Annotated in this window: 20 protein-coding genes and 4 tRNA genes; 16 read left to right on the top strand and 8 right to left on the bottom strand. The window is 34.6% G+C overall.

Annotated elements, in window-relative coordinates:
- The first annotated feature begins 73 nt into the window (after positions 1-73).
- Both T368_RS0103210 and T368_RS0103205 read left to right on the top strand, forming a co-directional pair.
- On the top strand, positions 74-511 hold the full coding sequence (locus tag T368_RS0103210; protein WP_004086414.1) for a hypothetical protein: 438 nt from the start codon (positions 74-76) through the stop codon (positions 509-511).
- Positions 511-1,716, top strand: a complete 1,206-nt coding sequence (locus tag T368_RS0103205; protein ID WP_004086412.1) for a glycosyltransferase — start codon at positions 511-513, stop codon at positions 1,714-1,716. The genes T368_RS0103210 and T368_RS0103205 overlap by 1 nt, the downstream gene beginning before the upstream one ends.
- A 290-nt stretch (positions 1,717-2,006) precedes the next feature.
- Here T368_RS0103205 and T368_RS0103195 read toward each other — a convergent pair.
- The 5 genes from T368_RS0103195 to T368_RS0103175 form a co-directional block, all read right to left on the bottom strand.
- A tRNA-Asp gene (locus T368_RS0103195) sits at positions 2,007-2,083 on the bottom strand.
- A gap of 4 nt (positions 2,084-2,087) precedes the next feature.
- Positions 2,088-2,163, bottom strand: a tRNA-Val gene (locus T368_RS0103190).
- A gap of 40 nt (positions 2,164-2,203) precedes the next feature.
- Positions 2,204-2,278, bottom strand: a tRNA-Glu gene (locus T368_RS0103185).
- Between the two features lie 15 nt (positions 2,279-2,293).
- Positions 2,294-2,369 (bottom strand) — tRNA-Lys (locus T368_RS0103180).
- Positions 2,370-2,607: 238 nt separating this feature from the next.
- Positions 2,608-3,087 carry a hypothetical protein gene (locus T368_RS0103175; protein ID WP_004086410.1) on the bottom strand — a complete coding sequence of 160 codons (480 nt, stop codon included), beginning with the start codon at positions 3,085-3,087 and terminating at the stop codon, positions 2,608-2,610.
- 268 nt (positions 3,088-3,355) lie between these two features.
- Here T368_RS0103175 and fliQ point away from each other — a divergent pair, with 268 nt between their 5' ends.
- From fliQ to ybeY, 3 genes are all read left to right on the top strand, one after another.
- On the top strand, positions 3,356-3,622 hold the full coding sequence (fliQ, locus tag T368_RS0103170) for a flagellar biosynthesis protein FliQ (protein ID WP_004086408.1): 267 nt from the start codon (positions 3,356-3,358) through the stop codon (positions 3,620-3,622).
- A gap of 2 nt (positions 3,623-3,624) precedes the next feature.
- Positions 3,625-4,524 carry a UDP-N-acetylmuramate dehydrogenase gene (locus T368_RS0103165; protein ID WP_004086405.1) on the top strand — a complete coding sequence of 300 codons (900 nt, stop codon included), beginning with the start codon at positions 3,625-3,627 and terminating at the stop codon, positions 4,522-4,524.
- Between the two features lie 410 nt (positions 4,525-4,934).
- Complete coding sequence (gene ybeY, locus T368_RS17370) at positions 4,935-5,372, top strand: rRNA maturation RNase YbeY (protein ID WP_027338293.1); 438 nt, start codon at positions 4,935-4,937, stop codon at positions 5,370-5,372.
- A gap of 8 nt (positions 5,373-5,380) precedes the next feature.
- Here ybeY and T368_RS0103155 read toward each other — a convergent pair whose 3' ends face one another.
- Positions 5,381-5,878 (bottom strand): toxin-antitoxin system YwqK family antitoxin, encoded by a 498-nt coding sequence (locus tag T368_RS0103155; protein WP_004086401.1) that lies wholly within the window; start codon positions 5,876-5,878, stop codon positions 5,381-5,383.
- 267 nt (positions 5,879-6,145) lie between these two features.
- Between T368_RS0103155 and T368_RS14450 the strand changes: the two genes are divergently transcribed.
- From T368_RS14450 to T368_RS14445, 11 genes are all read left to right on the top strand, one after another.
- On the top strand, positions 6,146-6,874 hold the full coding sequence (locus T368_RS14450) for a tetratricopeptide repeat protein (RefSeq protein ID WP_004086399.1): 729 nt from the start codon (positions 6,146-6,148) through the stop codon (positions 6,872-6,874).
- 15 nt (positions 6,875-6,889) lie between these two features.
- Positions 6,890-7,336 carry a hypothetical protein gene (locus tag T368_RS0103145; RefSeq protein ID WP_004086397.1) on the top strand — a complete coding sequence of 149 codons (447 nt, stop codon included), beginning with the start codon at positions 6,890-6,892 and terminating at the stop codon, positions 7,334-7,336.
- Between the two features lie 10 nt (positions 7,337-7,346).
- Positions 7,347-8,342 (top strand): UDP-N-acetylglucosamine 4,6-dehydratase (inverting), encoded by a 996-nt coding sequence (pseB, locus tag T368_RS0103140; protein WP_004086394.1) that lies wholly within the window; start codon positions 7,347-7,349, stop codon positions 8,340-8,342.
- Between the two features lie 111 nt (positions 8,343-8,453).
- Positions 8,454-9,749, top strand: a complete 1,296-nt coding sequence (locus T368_RS0103135; protein WP_004086392.1) for a prepilin peptidase — start codon at positions 8,454-8,456, stop codon at positions 9,747-9,749.
- On the top strand, positions 9,739-10,758 hold the full coding sequence (locus T368_RS0103130; RefSeq protein ID WP_004086390.1) for an LptF/LptG family permease: 1,020 nt from the start codon (positions 9,739-9,741) through the stop codon (positions 10,756-10,758). The genes T368_RS0103135 and T368_RS0103130 overlap by 11 nt, the downstream gene beginning before the upstream one ends.
- The gene (gene truA, locus T368_RS0103125; RefSeq protein WP_004086388.1) at positions 10,758-11,519 is read left to right on the top strand and encodes a tRNA pseudouridine(38-40) synthase TruA; all 762 of its coding nucleotides are present in this window, start codon (positions 10,758-10,760) and stop codon (positions 11,517-11,519) included. Before T368_RS0103130 ends, truA begins: the two co-directional genes overlap by 1 nt.
- Before the next feature lie 15 nt (positions 11,520-11,534).
- The gene (locus tag T368_RS0103120; protein ID WP_004086386.1) at positions 11,535-12,080 is read left to right on the top strand and encodes a hypothetical protein; all 546 of its coding nucleotides are present in this window, start codon (positions 11,535-11,537) and stop codon (positions 12,078-12,080) included.
- 60 nt (positions 12,081-12,140) lie between these two features.
- The gene (locus T368_RS0103115) at positions 12,141-12,656 is read left to right on the top strand and encodes a type II secretion system protein (RefSeq protein WP_004086385.1); all 516 of its coding nucleotides are present in this window, start codon (positions 12,141-12,143) and stop codon (positions 12,654-12,656) included.
- 10 nt (positions 12,657-12,666) lie between these two features.
- Positions 12,667-13,059 carry a hypothetical protein gene (locus tag T368_RS0103110; protein WP_027338291.1) on the top strand — a complete coding sequence of 131 codons (393 nt, stop codon included), beginning with the start codon at positions 12,667-12,669 and terminating at the stop codon, positions 13,057-13,059.
- Positions 13,060-13,072: 13 nt separating this feature from the next.
- Complete coding sequence (locus tag T368_RS0103105; protein ID WP_004086383.1) at positions 13,073-14,011, top strand: type IV pilus twitching motility protein PilT; 939 nt, start codon at positions 13,073-13,075, stop codon at positions 14,009-14,011.
- 45 nt (positions 14,012-14,056) lie between these two features.
- Positions 14,057-15,217, top strand: coding sequence for a glycosyltransferase family 10 domain-containing protein (locus tag T368_RS14445; protein ID WP_004086382.1), 1,161 nt, complete (start codon positions 14,057-14,059; stop codon positions 15,215-15,217).
- 82 nt (positions 15,218-15,299) lie between these two features.
- Here the strand turns inward: T368_RS14445 and mrdA are convergent, their stop codons facing one another.
- A complete protein-coding gene (gene mrdA / locus T368_RS0103095) occupies positions 15,300-17,087 on the bottom strand; it encodes a penicillin-binding protein 2 (protein ID WP_004086381.1) in 1,788 nt (595 codons plus the stop codon).
- A gap of 2 nt (positions 17,088-17,089) precedes the next feature.
- The gene (locus tag T368_RS0103090) at positions 17,090-17,566 is read right to left on the bottom strand and encodes a hypothetical protein (protein ID WP_004086380.1); all 477 of its coding nucleotides are present in this window, start codon (positions 17,564-17,566) and stop codon (positions 17,090-17,092) included.
- Between the last annotated feature and the right edge of the window lie 325 nt (positions 17,567-17,891).

Below are 17,891 nucleotides of genomic sequence, written 5' to 3'. Positions count from 1 at the left end.
AATTTTATGTTGAGCTATTTTTTAGAATATTTGCAGTTGCAAATATTTAGCCAAAACTTGTAAAGGAGAAAGTATGACAAAAGAAAAAGAAGTGCATACCACTTTAAGCAATCATTTAGAAGACAGAAGTATAGCCCAAGATATTAACTTTAGATTGTCTGGTGAGCTTATGGGATTGGGGCATAATATCTCACAAGTGCGATTTGCACCGACTGAAGATATGTGTGTAGATTCTAGGCTTATTCATAGTGGCTTTATTTTCAGTGCAGCTTCACATTGTGCTTTAACTGCTTTAAATAAGAAAAATAGCCTTGTTATCGGTGCGGATATTAAATTTCTAGCACCAATAGAATTGGGACATGAAATTATCTTTAAAGCAGAAGCCCTGCAAGATGATACAAAAAAATGTGAAGTAAAGGTTGAGGGCTTTTTGCTTGATATTAAAATCTTTTATGGCATGTTCTATATCGCCGTGTTTGATAAAAAAATCTTTAAGCTAAAGTTTGATTGATGGTTATCGTCTTTGTTGTTGATAGTTATAAAAATAGAAGTAATGGCACTTCTATGACAGCCTTTCGCTTTGCAAGAGAGCTTATCAAAAAAGGACATGAAGTCCGCATAGTAGCTACCAATATCACTGATGATAAAGGGGAGATGGCAAGGGGAGCAATAGGAGAAGAGGGTGAGAGACTATATGGGGTAAAAGAGCGGTATATCCCGCTTGTTACAGAAGTGTCTAAACGACAGCACATGATATTTGGAGTAGCAAATACAGCGGTATTAGAAGAAGCGTTTAGCGGTGCAGATATCGTGCATTTATATATGCCTTTTCGCCTTGAGATTGTATCATTGCATCTTTGTAGAAAAATGCGTATCCCATATATCACCGCATTTCATGTGCAACCACAGCATATAAGTTATAATATGAATATGGATTTTGAATGGTTTAATCACTATCTCTACAAGCGTTTTTATCGTGCATTTTATCGCTATTCACACCACATTCATTGCCCAAGTAAGCTTATGGAATCTGAGCTTAATCGTGTCGGTTATGGTGGTAAAAAGTATGTAATCAGCAATGGCTTTAAATTTAAGCAAACATCGGCAATAGAAGAAAAATTTAATGATTCTTATTTTCATATCGCATCTGTTGGTAGGCTATCAAAAGAAAAGCGGCAAGATATACTCATTAAAGCGATTGCAAAAAGCAAGTATAAAGATTCTATAAAATTGCACTTGCATGGATTAGGACCTAGAGAATCTTATCTTAAAGGGCTTTGTGAGAAACTACTAAAAACCCCTTATGAATTTGGATATATTGAAAATAGTTTATTAATGGAAAATATCGCTAAAATGGATTTATACATACACCCAGCTCAAGTTGAGAGTGAAGCGATCTCTTGTCTTGAGGCAATTTCATTTGGGATTGTGCCTGTGATAGCTGATTCTAAAATCTCTGCTACAAATCAATTTGCCCTTGATGAAAGAAGCCTATTTCAAACAAATAATATTGATGACTTGTGTGCTAAGATTGAATACTGGATTGAACATAAAGATGAACGCCTAGCTATGCGTGATAAATACAAAGAATCCGCAAAGCAATACGCCCTAGATTTAAGCATAGAAAAGATTGAAAAAGTATATGAAGAAGCGATAAAAGACTTTAAAGACAACCCTGTGCTTTTTACGCAGATTAATCCACTAAAGCAATCTTAGATTTTATTAAAAAACACCCTATTAATGATTGTATAGACATAAATGCTAAAATAATGGGGAAAAAGACACAAGCTGGATTAAAATCGACACAGAGTATTGTTTGTATAAGTAGCCCAACTCTCTATATGCTGCAAAAACAACGCGCAATAAAACAAGACAAAAGGCAAAAAGGATTAGATATTTCAAAGTGTTCTTTATTGGTATTAAAAAGTGGGAAACAAGTTAGATTCTGTTCTTCAAAGTAGCTCATTAATGTAAAGATAACAAGAAAATATCATGCGTAGAAAAAGTGGCGGAACGGACGGGGCTCGAACCCGCGACCCCCTGCGTGACAGGCAGGTATTCTAACCAACTGAACTACCGCTCCAAGATGGTGGTCGCTACAAGACTCGAACTTGTGACATCCACCTTGTAAGGGTGGCGCTCTACCAACTGAGCTAAGCGACCTAAAGAAATTATTATGTAGTGTAGAAAATATCGTAAAGCTTGGTGACCCCTAGGGGATTCGAACCCCTGTAGCCACCGTGAAAGGGTGGTATCCTAACCGTTAGATGAAGGGGCCACAGCTTAGACTAAATGGTGACCCGTGTTGGATTCGAACCAACGGCCCATTCCTTAAAAGGGAATTGCTCTACCAGCTGAGCTAACGGGTCTTTTTAAAGCTGACTAAAAATAAAGACATAATCATATCTTTTTTTTTCTGTAAAGTCAATATATTTTTACATTTTTTCTTATTTTTGTATAAATTATGTAAAATACATATCGCTTTAATAAATTTTTATGACTAAATCTACAAATCTATTTTAAAATAGAATGCCTATATAGCCTTTAAGATAGAAAGCAATCTTTAGAATCTATCTTTAATTTTACGCAAAAGAAGCTAAATATAACCTATTTAATATTTGTATAATATTTATCAAGGTTATTTAGAATCTCATCAAGTGGCTTTTTGATTTCACATGTTTTTGCATTATAGCTGCACTCCTCTTCTACTACACAACCATCTTCTATAAGTTTAGCCCGAAAAACATAAAGCTTTTCTGATAATGCTTTAAAATCTTTTTTTATCGCACTAGCTAAAGCCTCTGACTTTTTCATATACTCAAACTTCTCTACTTCTTTTAATCTATCACGCAAAGAAAATTTACGCAAACTATCATCACTTGGCACTATGCGATAATATCCGTCGTTCCAATCACCACTAATCGCTGGCATAATATCCTTATAACAATAATAGTATTCTTCAATCCATTTGCCTGCACTATTGTAATGTGGTATATACCGCTCTGTCACATCCTCCTTATCTACTTTCACAGCATATACATTTGAGATAAACGCACTAAGCACCAACGCTATTAAACCTTTTTTCATACTGCAACCTTTTGTAAAATATTTGCTTTTTACCGCCCTAAACCTTAGAATCTACATAAAATCCCAATATGCAATATCCTAAAATCACATACAAAGCATTCAAAAGCCTATGCGTAATTTACAAAAAAACAAAGTCAAGGCTAAAAGCCACTTTTACATTGTTTTGCTTTATTTCATATCATGTTATAAACCAAAACAACCCACCAAACATTCCCATATTTTCTTAAACATGCTAGAATCTCATTCTCATATCAACACAAGGCTATCAATGGAACAACAACTCATGTCGCTTGCCATACAAACCTATAAAATCACGCTATTTTTATCCCTGCCTGTCTTGCTTGTCGCACTCATCATGGGTCTTTTGATTAGCATTTTTCAAGCTACAACGCAGATTAATGAAATGACACTTGCGTTTGTCCCAAAGATTCTAGCCGTTGTTGCTATGATTATTTTCACTATGCCGTGGATGCTAAATATGCTTATGGATTTCACTAAAATGGTGATTAATATGATACCTACTATTATCTCCTAAATATGCAAGAAATATTTATTGACTTTCAAAAATACTCAAGCCTAAGGATTGGCACAAAGCTACCTGTAAAAGTCTTTGATATAGCTGATTTTGGGGCGTATTTTAGCAATAAAGATTCTAAAATAACAAGTAAAAAAATCACTTTTCTTAACAATACAACACTGCAATTTAGCACGCCTCTCACTCATACAAAACGCACATTTTTAGAGCTAGATTCTAAACAATGGCATATCATTGGCAAGGCAAATAATCTGCTTGTATCCCCAAATGCAAAGAATCTTGCAATATTAGGCGATAGCTTTAAGTATATCGCATTGAATGAAGACTGCGTTGAGATGGGGGCTAGTGTATCAAGTCTGCAAGCGTTTTTATTCTTTAAAAAGCATGATTTAAGTGGGCTTGAATTTCTTAAGAATCTGCCCGGAAATATCGGTGCATTATGTAATATGAATGCGGGTATGAAGCAATATGAGGTAGCACAGACTTTGCAAAGTTTAAATATCAATGGCGAGTGGATCGATGTAGAAAAAGCAGGGCTTTTATATAGGACAAGGGAGAGTGATGGCGTGATATTTGCGGCAAGATTCCATAAAATACCGGGCTTTCGATATGATTTATTGCCGCTTTTTACGCAAATGAGAAGCACTCATCCGCATGACCCAAGCTGTGGGAGCTGCTTTAAAAATCCACCAAATGACTATGCAGGCAGACTGCTAGAACTTGCCGGTATGAAGGGCTTTTATATCAATAATGTAGGCTTTAGCGATAAACATGCAAATTTTTTAGTAAATCTGGGCAAAGCAGAGTTTAAAGACGCGATAGAAGTTATAGAACTAGCTAGACAAAAAGTCTATGAGATAAGTAGCATAAGGCTTGAATGTGAGGTGCAAATATGCGAGTAGAAGTTGATGAGAGCTTTTTTATACTAAAGCCTTGTAAAAATCTATGGAATCACTTTAAGACAACGCATATTTTCCCATATATGCAAGAGAAAATGTGTGAGTTTAATTGTGCGGGGGTTTTAGATACTAAAGGTTGTCATGTTAAGCGTAAGCAAACATCTAAAAGTCTAGATTCTATGTCAAATCTGGGTGAAGCACAAGACTTAGGGCATAACCTATGGAATCTAGATTCTAATCAAAATGCAATGGATAAGCCCCCCTACACAGAGATTCTAAAAGCATGGCAAGATTTAAAGCAAGATTCTAAAAATGATTTAAACACAGATTTAACACAAGATTCTAGCATAGAGATAAATGGCTATATAGAGTTTTTAGCTGATTTTATCATACACACAATACGATTAGATTCTATAAAAAAAGACTTAAAGATACAAGAGAGTATCTATAAATATATAGAATCTTTAGATAAACAAAATCTCTATACAGAATTAATCTTTGTAGATAGTGAATCTATGCAAGAGTTAAACAAGCAATACATGGCAAAAGATTATCCTACAGATGTGCTAAGTTTTCCTTTAGAGATACAGGATATAGAATCTAGCGATATGCCCCAATGTTTAGGCAGCATTATCATAAATATTTATAAAGTGTGCGATAAAGCCACATTATATAAGCATAATCCCTATGCAGAGTTTTCATTACTTTTTATCCACGCATTTTTGCATTTATTGGGCTTTGATCATGAATGTGATAATGGCGAACAACGGATACTAGAACAAACTATTATAGAATCTTTAGGTTTGCCAGATAGTCTTATTGTAAGAGCAGCTTCTAAAAACAAAAGTTAAAGATTGAACTAAGGATTAAGCGAACATATTTCATTCAAAAAAGTAGCCATATTAAGCGTGTGTCTTCTATTGATATTCATCAGGTCTTTTTCTGTTAGGGCTTTGCCATTATGGCATTTACCACTTATAATCCCATAACCCATTGTTTTAAGTAGGGCAAGCGGCTTCTTATCTTCTGTGTAGAATTTTAAGTCCCCATGTAAGACATCGTTTAACATTGGTATTTCTGCTTGCAAGTTCCCATTTTTATAATACAACTTGACAATACCCACTGCTTCATTATTTTTATATGGTATTGTATGCCAAAGATTTCCATTCTCATAATATACCTTACTTGTTCCCTCCCTACCATTTTTATATGGTATTTCTACCGTAAGAATACCATTTGTATATATTTTTTCTATACAACCACTTATTTTATCTCTTTCACTTTCGCATTCTTTCTGCACATTTGTGCCTAAAGTATAAAATGAGAAGAAACCCAACAGCATACTTTTTAACAACATAATCCATCCTTTTTACTACAACATTAAGGCTTGTATTTTACAAAGTAACTATTGAGATAAGACTAAGATTCTAATACCTTAGATATGAAAAGTTGAGATTTTAAAGCCTATCACAATGAATTGTTTATTGAATAGTAGGAAATATCCGAGATTGCACCTAACCCATAGCCCACCCATATTTCATACAAAAAATAGATTCCACAAGGTATTTTTATATATCCTTTATTTTATGTTATAATTCCTGCTATTTTGCGATGTGAGGTGTGTATGAAAACTTTATTATGTAGTATGTTTCTATGTTGCTTTGGATTTTGTATTGCAAATACACAAGACACAGAAAACTTGCCCCCGGTTGAAGTCATACGCATAGGACCAGATACGCCAAGTGGTGGTATGAAGACCACAGATTCTAAAAAAGAAAAAAGTTTTGATACCCTAGATGAACTTCGCGTAGATGAGCTAACGGGCGTGCAAGATACGCCACCAAGAAATGAGCAGTTAGTTACCTCCAAAAGTCGTCAGCAAACCTATAAAATCGATGATAAATTTAGAGAAATGCTAACACAATGCGTAAATAACAACAAAGCAATGTGTGCTCAAGCCCTAGCATTTGCGGATAAAAACTCAAAGCAATGCAATCTCAATAGCACCGAAGTTTGCAGGGCTTACGCACAAATCTATCTTTTGCATAATCAACGACAAAAAGCCCTAAATGCAAGGCAAATCGCATGTAATGGCGATAATGCTACCGCATGTTTTGAAGCATGGAATCTCTATGAAAGTGGTAAAGGCATTAAGAAAAATCCAAAGCAAGGATTTGGGCTACTTACTCGCTCATGTGATTTCAAAAACGCACAGGCTTGCTATCAACTTGCAGGATATTATCGCACAGGCGTTGGGGCAGAACTTAATCTAAAAAAAGCAAAAGAATTATATAGCAAGTCATGTGATTTAGGGAATTCCGAAGCATGTGATGCGTATAATGAGTTTTTATAATCCTAAAGAGATTTGATGTATATACGATTTTTCATACTTCTTTTATGTAGCACATTTTCTTATACAATCTTTGCAAAAGATATTGAGTCTTATGTAAAGATTCCATGCAATGAGACAAACGCTACGCTGTGTGATTGTGCGAAAAGCTTGTATAAAGCACTCACAATACTTGAAAAAATACAAAATCACAACTTTAAACTTATGCAACAACAAATAAGAAAACAAGCACAAGAAAGCACAAACACACACATAAAAGAAACGAAAGACATGCAAAAAGACGACATTTTTACAATCACAACTGATGAATATCATGCGTTAAGCAACAACATGCAAAAGTTTTGTAAAGATTTTAAGAATCTAGATGAGAAGGAACAACAAATCCTTTTTACACTAGAATGGAATAAAAAAGCGTTATTTCAAAGTCGTAATGATGTAGCAAGATTCTGTAAAAATCAAATGTAAGGGGATATAAATGTTAAATGATAAAAGCATACTGATCACAGGTGGCACAGGTAGTTTTGGCAAGAAGTTTGTAGAAATCGCATTGAAACTATACAAGCCAAAAAGGCTTATTGTATATAGCCGCGATGAGTTAAAGCAATATGAAATGGCTCAAATCTATAATGATAAATGTATGCGATATTTTCTAGGTGATGTGCGGGATTTACAACGATTGGAATCTGCATTAAAAGATGTGGATATCTGCATACACGCAGCCGCCCTAAAGCATGTCCCAATCGCTGAATACAATCCTATGGAATGTATCAAAACAAACATTCATGGTGCAAGTAATGTCATTGAAGCATGTCTAAAAACAGGTGTGAAGCATATCATCGCTCTCTCAACAGATAAAGCCGCAAACCCAATCAATCTCTATGGTGCTACAAAACTTTGTAGTGATAAACTCTTTATCAGTGCGAATAATATTAAGGGCGATAATCCAGCGAAATTTAGCGTTGTGCGTTATGGTAATGTTATCGGTAGTCGCGGCAGTGTCGTACCATTTTTCCGCAAACTTGTGAGTGAGGGGGCAGCTGAGCTACCAATCACTGATTTAGATATGACAAGGTTTTTTATCTCGCTTGATATGGGCGTGCAGTTTGTGATTAAGAATCTAGCTAGAATGCAAGGTGGTGAGATCTTTATCCCAAAGATTAAGAGCATTAAAATCACGGACCTAGCACATGCTATCGCACCAAATGCGAGTTTTAAGATTATCGGCAAAAGAGCGGGGGAAAAGCTACATGAAGTAATGATAGGGGAAGATGATTCTCATCTCTCTTATGAGTTTGATGACTTTTTTATTATATCACCTAGCATTATGTTCCAAACACCAATTGATTATACAACTACACTTTTAAATGAAAAAGGCAAACCCGTCCCACCACATTTCACTTATGCAAGTAACACAAATACACAATGGCTTACTAAAGAAGAGTTATTGCAAGAACTTGCTAGGCTATCTTAGATTGAGTGTGATTTGCTTAGATTCCATAAATAGACATGAAACTATTGATTTAAGCAAATGTAGGGCGTAAGGTGCATAAACGCTATTACTCTAAAAACATAAAGGAAAAGCATGCTTACTAATATTTTATATCTTTGTGTAGGCATATTGCTTTGCTTTGTGTTGTGGCGTGTTATGCTTGGATTTTTTTTAGCAGGGCTTGGTGTGTCTTATAAGATAGTGAGATATGCTATGTTGCATTATATGCTAATTTGTATTTATGTAGTGTTTGCGTATATTATGGGTTTATATTGTATAAATGGGGCTATCTATATAGATATGCTATATACACAAGATTCTATATTTGTAGCCCTTTGTTGTCTTATGGGCTTTGTGCTTTTACATATATTAAGTGTGCTTGATTTTTATACGCAAAAAGTGCCAAATATATTGCTTGCTATTCTCTTTATTTGTGCTAATATTCTTTATTATGTAACACATGAAATGTATGATTTGTATGCTTTTGGTGTTTTAGGTATTGTGTATGGGGTGTATTTTATGTTGCATTTAGTGGGTAGTCGGCAATATTTAGGTGAAGGTGATGTGTGGATTATCGCTAGTCTTGCTATTATTTTAGAATCTTTTTTTGCCTATCAAATAAGCTTTATTTTTGAAATGTTATGTGTGGCTTCTTTAATGGGTATTGTATATTCTTATTTTAATGTATGGAGATTAAAGAGAGTGCGGTCTAGTGGCTATAATGTTAAATGTGATAATGTAGATTCTATTGAGTGTGATGAAATATCTAAACTAAATAACATAAGGGATTTTTCGCCTTCGGCTCGCACAATCCGCAAGGATTTTGCCCACACTTGCAAAAATGACAAGATTCTAGATTCTAAAAACCATATAGACAACACAAAACAGAATCTAGATTCTATAAAGTTTGCACCCTTGCACCCTGCACCCGCCCATTTGGATAAGAATCTAGATTCTACACAAAAACCATCTCAAAACCCCGCATACATTCAAGCGGTTGAGAACCTAGAATCTAAAAAAATGCACCCTAAACCCTGCACCCACCCAGATTTGGTAGAGAATCTAGAATCTAAAAATTGTCATACTGAGCAAAACGAAGTATCTCGCATAGAATCTAGGCAGGGCTTAGATTCTATAAAAGATTTGAAAAAAGATATTTCGCCTTTTTCAAAGGCTCAAAACGACAAGATTCTAGAATCCAATAATCCTGCTGCTATTCAAGCGATTGAAAATCTAGATTCCAAAAATTTCACACAAAACACATCAGCACATAATCAAACAGAAAATAACACAGAATCTAAATCCAATAATTTAGCAATAAAACAAATCCCATTTATCCCCTTTCTTTCACTTAGCTTTTTATGTGTGAGTGCTTATCATGTTGCTTAAAAAATATGTATTACGCTCGATTGGCGAGATGTTCTTTCCATTCTTTTTTGTGTTATTTTTCATCGCTTCTATCATTCTTTTATTAAACATTGCCATGCTTACAAATGGGGTAAAATTAAGCATGATTGACTTAATGCAACTCTATCTTTATGGTATTCCTGCAAATACTTTTTTTGTTATCGCCCTTACTTTTTATAGTGCGTGTATTTTGGGGTTAAGTAAGCTTTCTTATGAATCTGAAATGCTAGTCTTCTTCTCACTTGGTGTAAGTCCTAAGGATATTATACGCATTTTACTGCCCTTGTGTGTGTTGGTTAGCTTTGTGCTTTGTATGTTTTCATTTGTGATGACACCTAATTCTAAACAGGCATATAAAGATTTCATAAGCCTTAAAAAAAATGAGATTAATATCGATTTAAAGCCCGGTGATTTCGGACAAAAGATTGGCGATTGGCTTGTATATATTGATTCTAAAGATAAGAATGTTTTCCATGGGCTTGTGCTATATGCAAACACGACAGAACAGATAAAAGATAATTTTATCATCGCAAAAACAGGTAAAATTGAGAATAGGCAAGGCATATTAGAGCTTGTGCTATATGATGGTGATGCGTATTTTAATGATAAGGATTTCTTACAAAAAATAGAGTTTAAAGAAATGATTGTGAGAAATTTCCTTGATGGCACGCAAGATAGCGATTATAATGTCTTTACATATTGGGCGAGTGCGTTTCAGGGTGATTATAAGCAGCTAAAAAGATTCTCACAATCATTTTGCACTTCTTTATTTCCACTCGTAAGCATATTTTTGATACTCTTTTTTGGGATTAAAAATCCTAGATTCCATAAAAACTATGCGTATTTTTATGTCTTAGGCAGCGGGAGCTTTTATCTTTTAGCAATGTATGTATTATCTATGAATTTCCCTGCTTTAAGCCTATTGCTACCACTTGTATGGCTTCTTGCGGGGTATTATTTGTATAAAAAATATATTAAAAGATTTTATTAATGAGTTGTAATATTGTTTGCATTATCGCTTATGATGGCTCAAAGTTTTGTGGCTTCAGTCATCAAAAGCATACAAAAGGTGTGTTAAGTGTGGCTAATTTTTTTGAGCTTACTTTGCAAAAGATTGGCATAAAAGCAAAAATTATTGGCAGTGGTCGCACAGATAAAGATGTGCATGCGACAAATCAAGTGATAAATTTTCACGCAAAGCTATACATGCCTTTAGAGAAAATGAAAAAATTACTCAATGATAGATTATATCCATTTGTTTTAATTAAGAGAATCTTTATCGCAGATTCTAACTTTCATGCGAGATTTAGTGCTAGATTGCGGATTTATCGCTATGTTTTCACACAAGCTGAATTGCTGCCCTTTTATAGCAACTATATTGCAAAAGTAAGACATGGCGATATTTCACTCTTACAAACTGCCCTTAATGAGTTTATCGGCACACATGATTTTTCACTTTTTAAAAAAAATGGCAGTGAAACAAAGGATTTTATACGCACGATTGTAAAAGCACATATTTTCCCCGCAAAGATTCATAATATTTCGTGTTTTGTAGCACATATTGGGGCAAATGGCTTTTTGCGTTCGCAGGTAAGAATCATGCTTAAAGCTTGTTTTGAGTTTAGTTTGGGTAGAATTACACTTCAAAATCTAGTGCGTCAAATACAAAATGATATAACGCTAGAAAAAAGCCTATGTGTGCGAGAGTTAGCCCCAGCTTGTGGGTTATATCTGCACCGCATTATATATTAATTTTAAGGTAAGATTATGCAACAATTACAGCAAAATATCGCAGAAGATGATGTCAAAATCCACTTAGCATGTAAAAATGTCTTTTTATCTCTATCGCTTGGATTCTATTTAAAGGGGCATTTGAGTGCGATTGATAAGGCAGATTTCATCATCACAGATTTTACTCTTGCAAAGGAAAAATTCGCACATATTCCCATTTGTGTGATTGGCAGTGATTTGCGTATCCCTTGCAGTGTGTATGAGATGTTTTCTCAACTTCATGAATTTTATAGCCATGTCAATGCAAAACAAGCCCAAATATTTCAAAAAGATATACATACATTGCAGCAAAATGAATTAAAATACAACAAAGCACCTCAAACAAAGAATCTCAACACACAAGATTCTAAAACAACAAAACAAGCCCCAACAAATAAAGACATAGTAGAAGCTATAAAGCAGCAAAAAATGCAAGAGATTATCCAGCAAACAAATCCTGCTCTAAGCGGACAAATAGAATTGCTTTTCAATGAACTCTCACAAAAGATTTATGATACTTTGAAGAATAATAAAGGGCAGTAATCTACTTTCAAATCAAATCTGCTACAATACCACATAAAATTAACACAATATGGATTTCACTTGCAACGCATAAAATATAGCATGAATACAAAATATGGCTTTAGCATACTAGAAGTGCTACTTGCGATATTTGTTCTTGGAATCTTAGGGGTAAGCCTTATGAAAAGCATAAGTGCCTTAAAAGCACAAAACTACAAAATACAACATTTTCTTGTAGCAAATGCAAGTCTTTTTGAAACACAGCTTTTTATCAATAGACATTTAAGCAGTATAAAGCCAGAAAGCATTATAATAGCACCAAATAACATATCATGGGAGCAATATGACAAGCTTTTTATTGATACAGATAAAGGCGAATATATGGATTTTTCTTTAAATACCACAAAGGCTAATTTAACCTTACAAAATAATAATCTGTATTTTAACAACGCCATTTTATTGCATAATGTCAAAAGTATGCAGTTTGTTAGAGAAGAGATAAACTCACATGACATTCTCTCATATAGAATCTGCTCTACCAATATATGTATAGCAGATTCTATAATCCTTGAAAAAGTAAGGCAAAAATGCCTATAAACATATAATCATGCTTAATACAAAGAAAAGCTTCATAAGTCTTTATGCCCTGCTTATCACATTTGCTATAAGCCTTAGCGCCTTGCATACTTTGCGGACACTTACTATAAAGCAGGATATAACACTTATGCTATATTTTCAAAAGCAATCGCTTCTATACGCAAAGACCTTGCATGATATAGCCCTGCAATGCTACAGGCAATATGATGGCAAGGATTGTAAAAAAGATTCTATCCAGTTTGACCCGCATTTTTATGGGGAATACATTTTTCACAACGCAACTATAAAAGAGGGTAAATCTCAAACTGATAAAAAAGTGCAAGTGCTAGATATTGTGATATACTCACAAACGCTATTAAGCACACACCCATTGCGATATGCGAAACGCTATATTTTAGAGTAAAGGAAGGAAGTGTATGAATATGATGTTTGTGAATATTTTGGAACAGGTGATAAATGATGCAATAAAACATAATGCAAGTGATATTCACCTAACACATAATGGAATCTATTTTCGTGTGAAAAAGCAGGTATTGCTTTATAACATAGCCTCTAGTATCATGCCTTTCATAACTTCATTAGAAAACCTTTGCAAAGACTTAGAAAACGAGCAAAGTGTTAGTATATATATTGGGGAAGTGCGATGCCGTATCAGTAAATTTACAACTATAAATGGTGCGAGTTATGCTATCCGTATATATAATAATCAAATGCCAACACTAGATTCTATACAAGCACCCCTAGCCCTAGCAAAGCTTTGTGAAAACACAAGCGGCTTAATCCTTGTATGCGGCACAACTGGGGCTGGTAAAAGCACGACCCTTGCAGCTATGATAAATCATATCAACACAACCACAAAAAAGCATATCCTAACATTAGAAGACCCAATAGAATATATCCATAAAAGCAATAAATCTCTAGTCAATCAAAGAGAGATAGGTTTGCATTCTAAAAGCTTTGAATCTAGCCTTATTGCAAGTCTAAGAGAAGATCCTGATGTGATTCTAATAGGCGAGATTCTAAGCCCAGAAGTCTTAACTCTTGCTATCACACATGCTTTAAGCGGGCATTTAGTGCTTGCAAGCTTTCATGCGAATAACTGCATGGACGCTATAACGCGAATGATAGGTATGAAGCAAAGTGATTGCAATATACGCGCAAATCTTGCGACATGTTTGCAGGGCATTATCACGCAGAAACTTTATGATAATGGAGAGAAACTTGTGGCTGATTTTGAGATTCTCATCGCAAATCCTGCAGTTAGTGCGCTCATTAAAGATGATAAAATATGGCAGCTAGATTCTCAAATCTCTATGGGTAAATCAGTTGGTATGCAACATTTTAGTAAAATATGATAGAATCCAAAGTTTCGTTGATACATTAAGATTTTAAGGAAATACATGCAAAAACAGCAAGTAAAAATGCGTGTTCTTGACTGGTGGAATAAAGATTGCGAAGAAAATTTTTACAATAATTTTTTCATTCAGATATTACAAAAGAAATATGATGTAGTATATAGCGATAAGCCTGATTTCATTCTTTATGGACCTTTTGGATATGAACATTTAAAATATGATTGTGTGCGTATTTTTCATACTGGAGAAAATATCCGCCCAGATTATAATATAGCAGATTATAGTATGGATTTTGATTATATTGAATTTGAGGATAGGCATTTAAGACTACCCCATATGTTTTGGGTTTTTTGTGATGAAATGCGACAAAAAGAGATGGATAATAGGATAAGCCTACTAGATAAAAAGGAAAAATTTTGTGGTTTTATGGTAAGCAATAATGCCTTAACAGATAAGAGAGATATGTTTTTTGAGGCATTAAGTAAATATAAAAGAGTAGATTCTGGTGGTAGATGGAAAAACAATATGGGCGGAAATGTCGATGATAAAATTGAGTGGTTAAAGTCCTATAAATTTAATCTTTGCTTTGAGAACTCAAGCTATCCGGGCTATCTCACAGAAAAGCTATTTGATGCGTTTTTAGCTGGTTGTGTGCCAATCTATTGGGGAGATACAAGCCTTAAAATCCATAAAAATACATGTGCAGATTCTAAAAATAGTGAAAATATAAATAATCAGGGGGGGGGGAGTAATGATGCCTTTGATATGAGAATCCCCAATATTTCTCACTCACTCATTGATTATGAAATCAACCCAAAAGCCTTTATTAACGCACACAATTTTCCAACTTTTCAGGATTTAATAGACGAAATAAAAAGAATTGATAATGATTCTTATGCTTTTGAATCTATGTTAAGAGAGCCTATATTTCTTAATGACTTTAATCCGCATGAATTTTATGCAACAAAGATTGCTGCATTTTTAAATCGCATTGTTTCACAAGGGGCTATTCAAGCAAAAAGACGCGGTGATGGCTTTTTACTCAAAGCATACAGAGAATTTCAAAGTGCTATTGCAGAAAATACGCAAATCTCATCTGGTTTTTTTAGCTATTGCGTGAAGCATGGAAGGGTTATACAAGCAATACGAGATTCATCAAAATTACCTAAAAGATTCTCTCGTTTTATACGCAGAACAAGAAAATAAAATCGACTTAATGAAAAAAACTTAGAATCGAGTCGATACGAGTTCCATGTGCTTACTAGATCTTAGGTAACACAGCACAGAATCACACATACCCAAATTCACGCAGGGCGTTTGCAAGCTGCACAAGTAATGGACCGCCACGACCACCACTTCCACCATGCTCTATTAAGATAGTAATCACATATTTTGGATTCTCATAAGGTAAAAAGGCAGTAATCCAGCTTTGCGATCTATGCCAATATTCCATATCAGCTTCCCTTTTTCTTTTTATTGCATCTTGTGCGATACCTACGACTTGCGCTGTCCCTGTTTTACATGCAAGTTTTACTTGTGTGCCTTGTGTTACACGATATGCCGTGCCAGATGGATCAGAACAGACTTGATACATGCCAAGTCTTAAGGCGGGTAGCTTTGAGTGCTCAAACTTTGTTAATACATCTTTTATAGGCATATTTGTTGGCTTACCGCCTAATTCTTTAGCAAAATGCGGTGTTACAAGCTTACCACTTGCAATAAGGGCGGTATATCGTGCCACTTGCATAGGTGTAGATAGAAATGAGCCTTGCCCTATGGAAGTAACAATCGTATCGCCTACATACCATTGCTGTGCATAGTTTCTCATTTTCCATTCTGGTGTGGGGAAGATTCCAGAGTTTTCATAAGGCAAATCAACTCCTGTTTTTTGCCCAAATCCCATTTTATTCATCACAATGGCTAGATTATTTATCCCTGCGATTTGTGCGAGTTTGTAGAAATACACATCAACACTTTCTCTAATCGCCTTATACACATCAGAGCTGCCATGTCCGCCTGCTTTCCAATCGCGAAATTTATGTTTATTGACTTCAATATATGGGGGTGTAGAAATGATTGTCTTTTCTGTGGTATCGGTAAATTCCAAAAATGCTAATGCCATACCCATTTTGATAACAGATCCCGGTGGATACTGACCGCTAATAAGCTTATTAATAAGTGGTTTATAGGGATTTTCTAGTAAGTCCTTATATTTTTTATGTGAGATTCCACCAACAAAGTCATTGATATTATATTCCGGATAACTTCCTGCGGCAAGTATCTCGCCATTATGTGCGTCCATGATAATACCCGCACCATTATGTTCACTAAATACAGAATCAAGCCGCTCTTGCAAACGCATATCAAGGCTTATTTTCATATCATTATTGCTTGTAGCGGGCTTTTCATCGATGAGTCGTAATTGCTGATTAAGGCTATTTACCTGTATGACTTTTTCGCCAAGCTGCCCTTGTAAAAATTCATTATATTGCTTTTCAATGCCTTGCTTACCAATAATCTTTGTGTATCGTGAAACACGATCATTTTCTCTATCACGCACATCACTCGCCCCGATATAGCCTATAACATGTGCGGCTGATGCGTTATTTGGATAGTATCGCTTAGTGGTTGGGGTTATAATAATATTATTTTCTTGTATCATGGCTGGATATATAATCTGCATTTGTGCGTAAGATACAAAGTCTATAAGCGTAACTGGTGTGCGGCGATAAATGCTATTAAATTTCTTATAAGTTTCTAGCAACTCTTCTTTATCTATATCAATGATATGAGAAGCGATAAAGTCAATGCTTTTTTCTAGCTCTTCATTACTCAAGCGATTACGCAAGGACAGAGTAAAGCCTAGCTCATTTATCGCTAAAGGCTCGTTATTCCTATCAAGTATTTGCCCTCTTGTTGGCACAAGGATTTCTGTTTTAATCGTGTTTGCCACTGATAGTTTATCATAGTATTCATGCCTTGCAACAGCAAGTATATAAAGCTTTATAATAATAATGGCAAAGACAACGCCAAAAATAGCATATAGAATCCGAAAGCTTTGCGGTATATTTTTCATCATCACTCTTTAATAGCAAGGTAGTAATATATTAATGCGATTATACAATCCACTATAAGATAATACATATAGATTGTTGAAAAGGATAACATAGGTGTTTTAAACAAAACATTACATAATAATAAACCCGCAAAATAAAGCAAATATAAAGAACACACATAAACAAGCACAAAAGGTGCATTTATAAGCACAATAGATTCTAACTGCTCTGCTACAAAGAATCTAACGATAAAAAACACGCAAGGGATAACTCCCACAAGCAGGGTTTTATCAAACTCATAGAAAAACAAACACACAAGGACAATCGTTGAGATATAAAACTTCTCATCATTATAATGCTTATGAAAGATGAGAAATAGCATACCCATAAGCGGCGGCAAAATAGGATAAATATCACTCATCATAATGTAAAATAGATAGGCTATAATACCCAATATGCTTAAAAATATATGTTTCGTCTTTGTTCTTTTATAAGTCATTGTTTATACTCTTTTTATCCGCAATTATACATCATTACTATTTTAAGTGCAATATTTTTTAAGTGATATTTTTAATTGACTAGATTCTATTTGTTTAGATTCTATAATTCATGCAAGATTCTATAATTTTGCTAGTTTCTATAATGCTAAAATGTTAAGACTTCATAGCCAATAAACCTTAGAGAAAAGTCCAAACAAAGTTTAAGCTATGGATTGTCCCTAAATCTAAGTCATTATGTCCGCCATAGATATTTGCACGATAGGTAATATCGGTATTGACTAAAAGTGGACTTATTTTTAATAAGCCTAAGCCTACTTCAATATA

This window comes from Helicobacter bilis ATCC 51630, assembly GCF_000686565.1.
In the GTDB taxonomy this organism is placed as follows: domain Bacteria; phylum Campylobacterota; class Campylobacteria; order Campylobacterales; family Helicobacteraceae; genus Helicobacter_A; species Helicobacter_A bilis.
The sequence above is the reverse complement of the archived record's forward strand: the minus strand, read 5'-3'. Positions and strand labels throughout refer to the sequence as shown.

What these genes read in the sequence shown, in the direction of transcription:
- T368_RS14450 (WP_004086399.1), top strand. Translation starts at nt 6,146, where the DNA reads ATGAAAACTTTATTATGTAGTATGTTTCTATGTTGCTTTGGATTTTGT.
- truA (WP_004086388.1), top strand. Translation starts at nt 10,758, where the DNA reads ATGAGTTGTAATATTGTTTGCATTATCGCTTATGATGGCTCAAAGTTT.
- T368_RS14445 (WP_004086382.1), top strand. Translation starts at nt 14,057, where the DNA reads ATGCAAAAACAGCAAGTAAAAATGCGTGTTCTTGACTGGTGGAATAAA.
- T368_RS0103165 (WP_004086405.1), top strand. Translation starts at nt 3,625, where the DNA reads ATGCAAGAAATATTTATTGACTTTCAAAAATACTCAAGCCTAAGGATT.
- pseB (WP_004086394.1), top strand. Translation starts at nt 7,347, where the DNA reads ATGTTAAATGATAAAAGCATACTGATCACAGGTGGCACAGGTAGTTTT.
- T368_RS0103110 (WP_027338291.1), top strand. Translation starts at nt 12,667, where the DNA reads ATGCTTAATACAAAGAAAAGCTTCATAAGTCTTTATGCCCTGCTTATC.
- T368_RS0103145 (WP_004086397.1), top strand. Translation starts at nt 6,890, where the DNA reads ATGTATATACGATTTTTCATACTTCTTTTATGTAGCACATTTTCTTAT.
- T368_RS0103120 (WP_004086386.1), top strand. Translation starts at nt 11,535, where the DNA reads ATGCAACAATTACAGCAAAATATCGCAGAAGATGATGTCAAAATCCAC.
- T368_RS0103210 (WP_004086414.1), top strand. Translation starts at nt 74, where the DNA reads ATGACAAAAGAAAAAGAAGTGCATACCACTTTAAGCAATCATTTAGAA.
- T368_RS0103135 (WP_004086392.1), top strand. Translation starts at nt 8,454, where the DNA reads ATGCTTACTAATATTTTATATCTTTGTGTAGGCATATTGCTTTGCTTT.
- T368_RS0103205 (WP_004086412.1), top strand. Translation starts at nt 511, where the DNA reads ATGGTTATCGTCTTTGTTGTTGATAGTTATAAAAATAGAAGTAATGGC.
- T368_RS0103105 (WP_004086383.1), top strand. Translation starts at nt 13,073, where the DNA reads ATGAATATGATGTTTGTGAATATTTTGGAACAGGTGATAAATGATGCA.
- T368_RS0103130 (WP_004086390.1), top strand. Translation starts at nt 9,739, where the DNA reads ATGTTGCTTAAAAAATATGTATTACGCTCGATTGGCGAGATGTTCTTT.
- mrdA (WP_004086381.1), bottom strand. Translation starts at nt 17,087, where the DNA reads ATGAAAAATATACCGCAAAGCTTTCGGATTCTATATGCTATTTTTGGC.
- fliQ (WP_004086408.1), top strand. Translation starts at nt 3,356, where the DNA reads ATGGAACAACAACTCATGTCGCTTGCCATACAAACCTATAAAATCACG.
- T368_RS0103155 (WP_004086401.1), bottom strand. Translation starts at nt 5,878, where the DNA reads ATGTTGTTAAAAAGTATGCTGTTGGGTTTCTTCTCATTTTATACTTTA.
- T368_RS0103175 (WP_004086410.1), bottom strand. Translation starts at nt 3,087, where the DNA reads ATGAAAAAAGGTTTAATAGCGTTGGTGCTTAGTGCGTTTATCTCAAAT.
- T368_RS0103090 (WP_004086380.1), bottom strand. Translation starts at nt 17,566, where the DNA reads ATGACTTATAAAAGAACAAAGACGAAACATATATTTTTAAGCATATTG.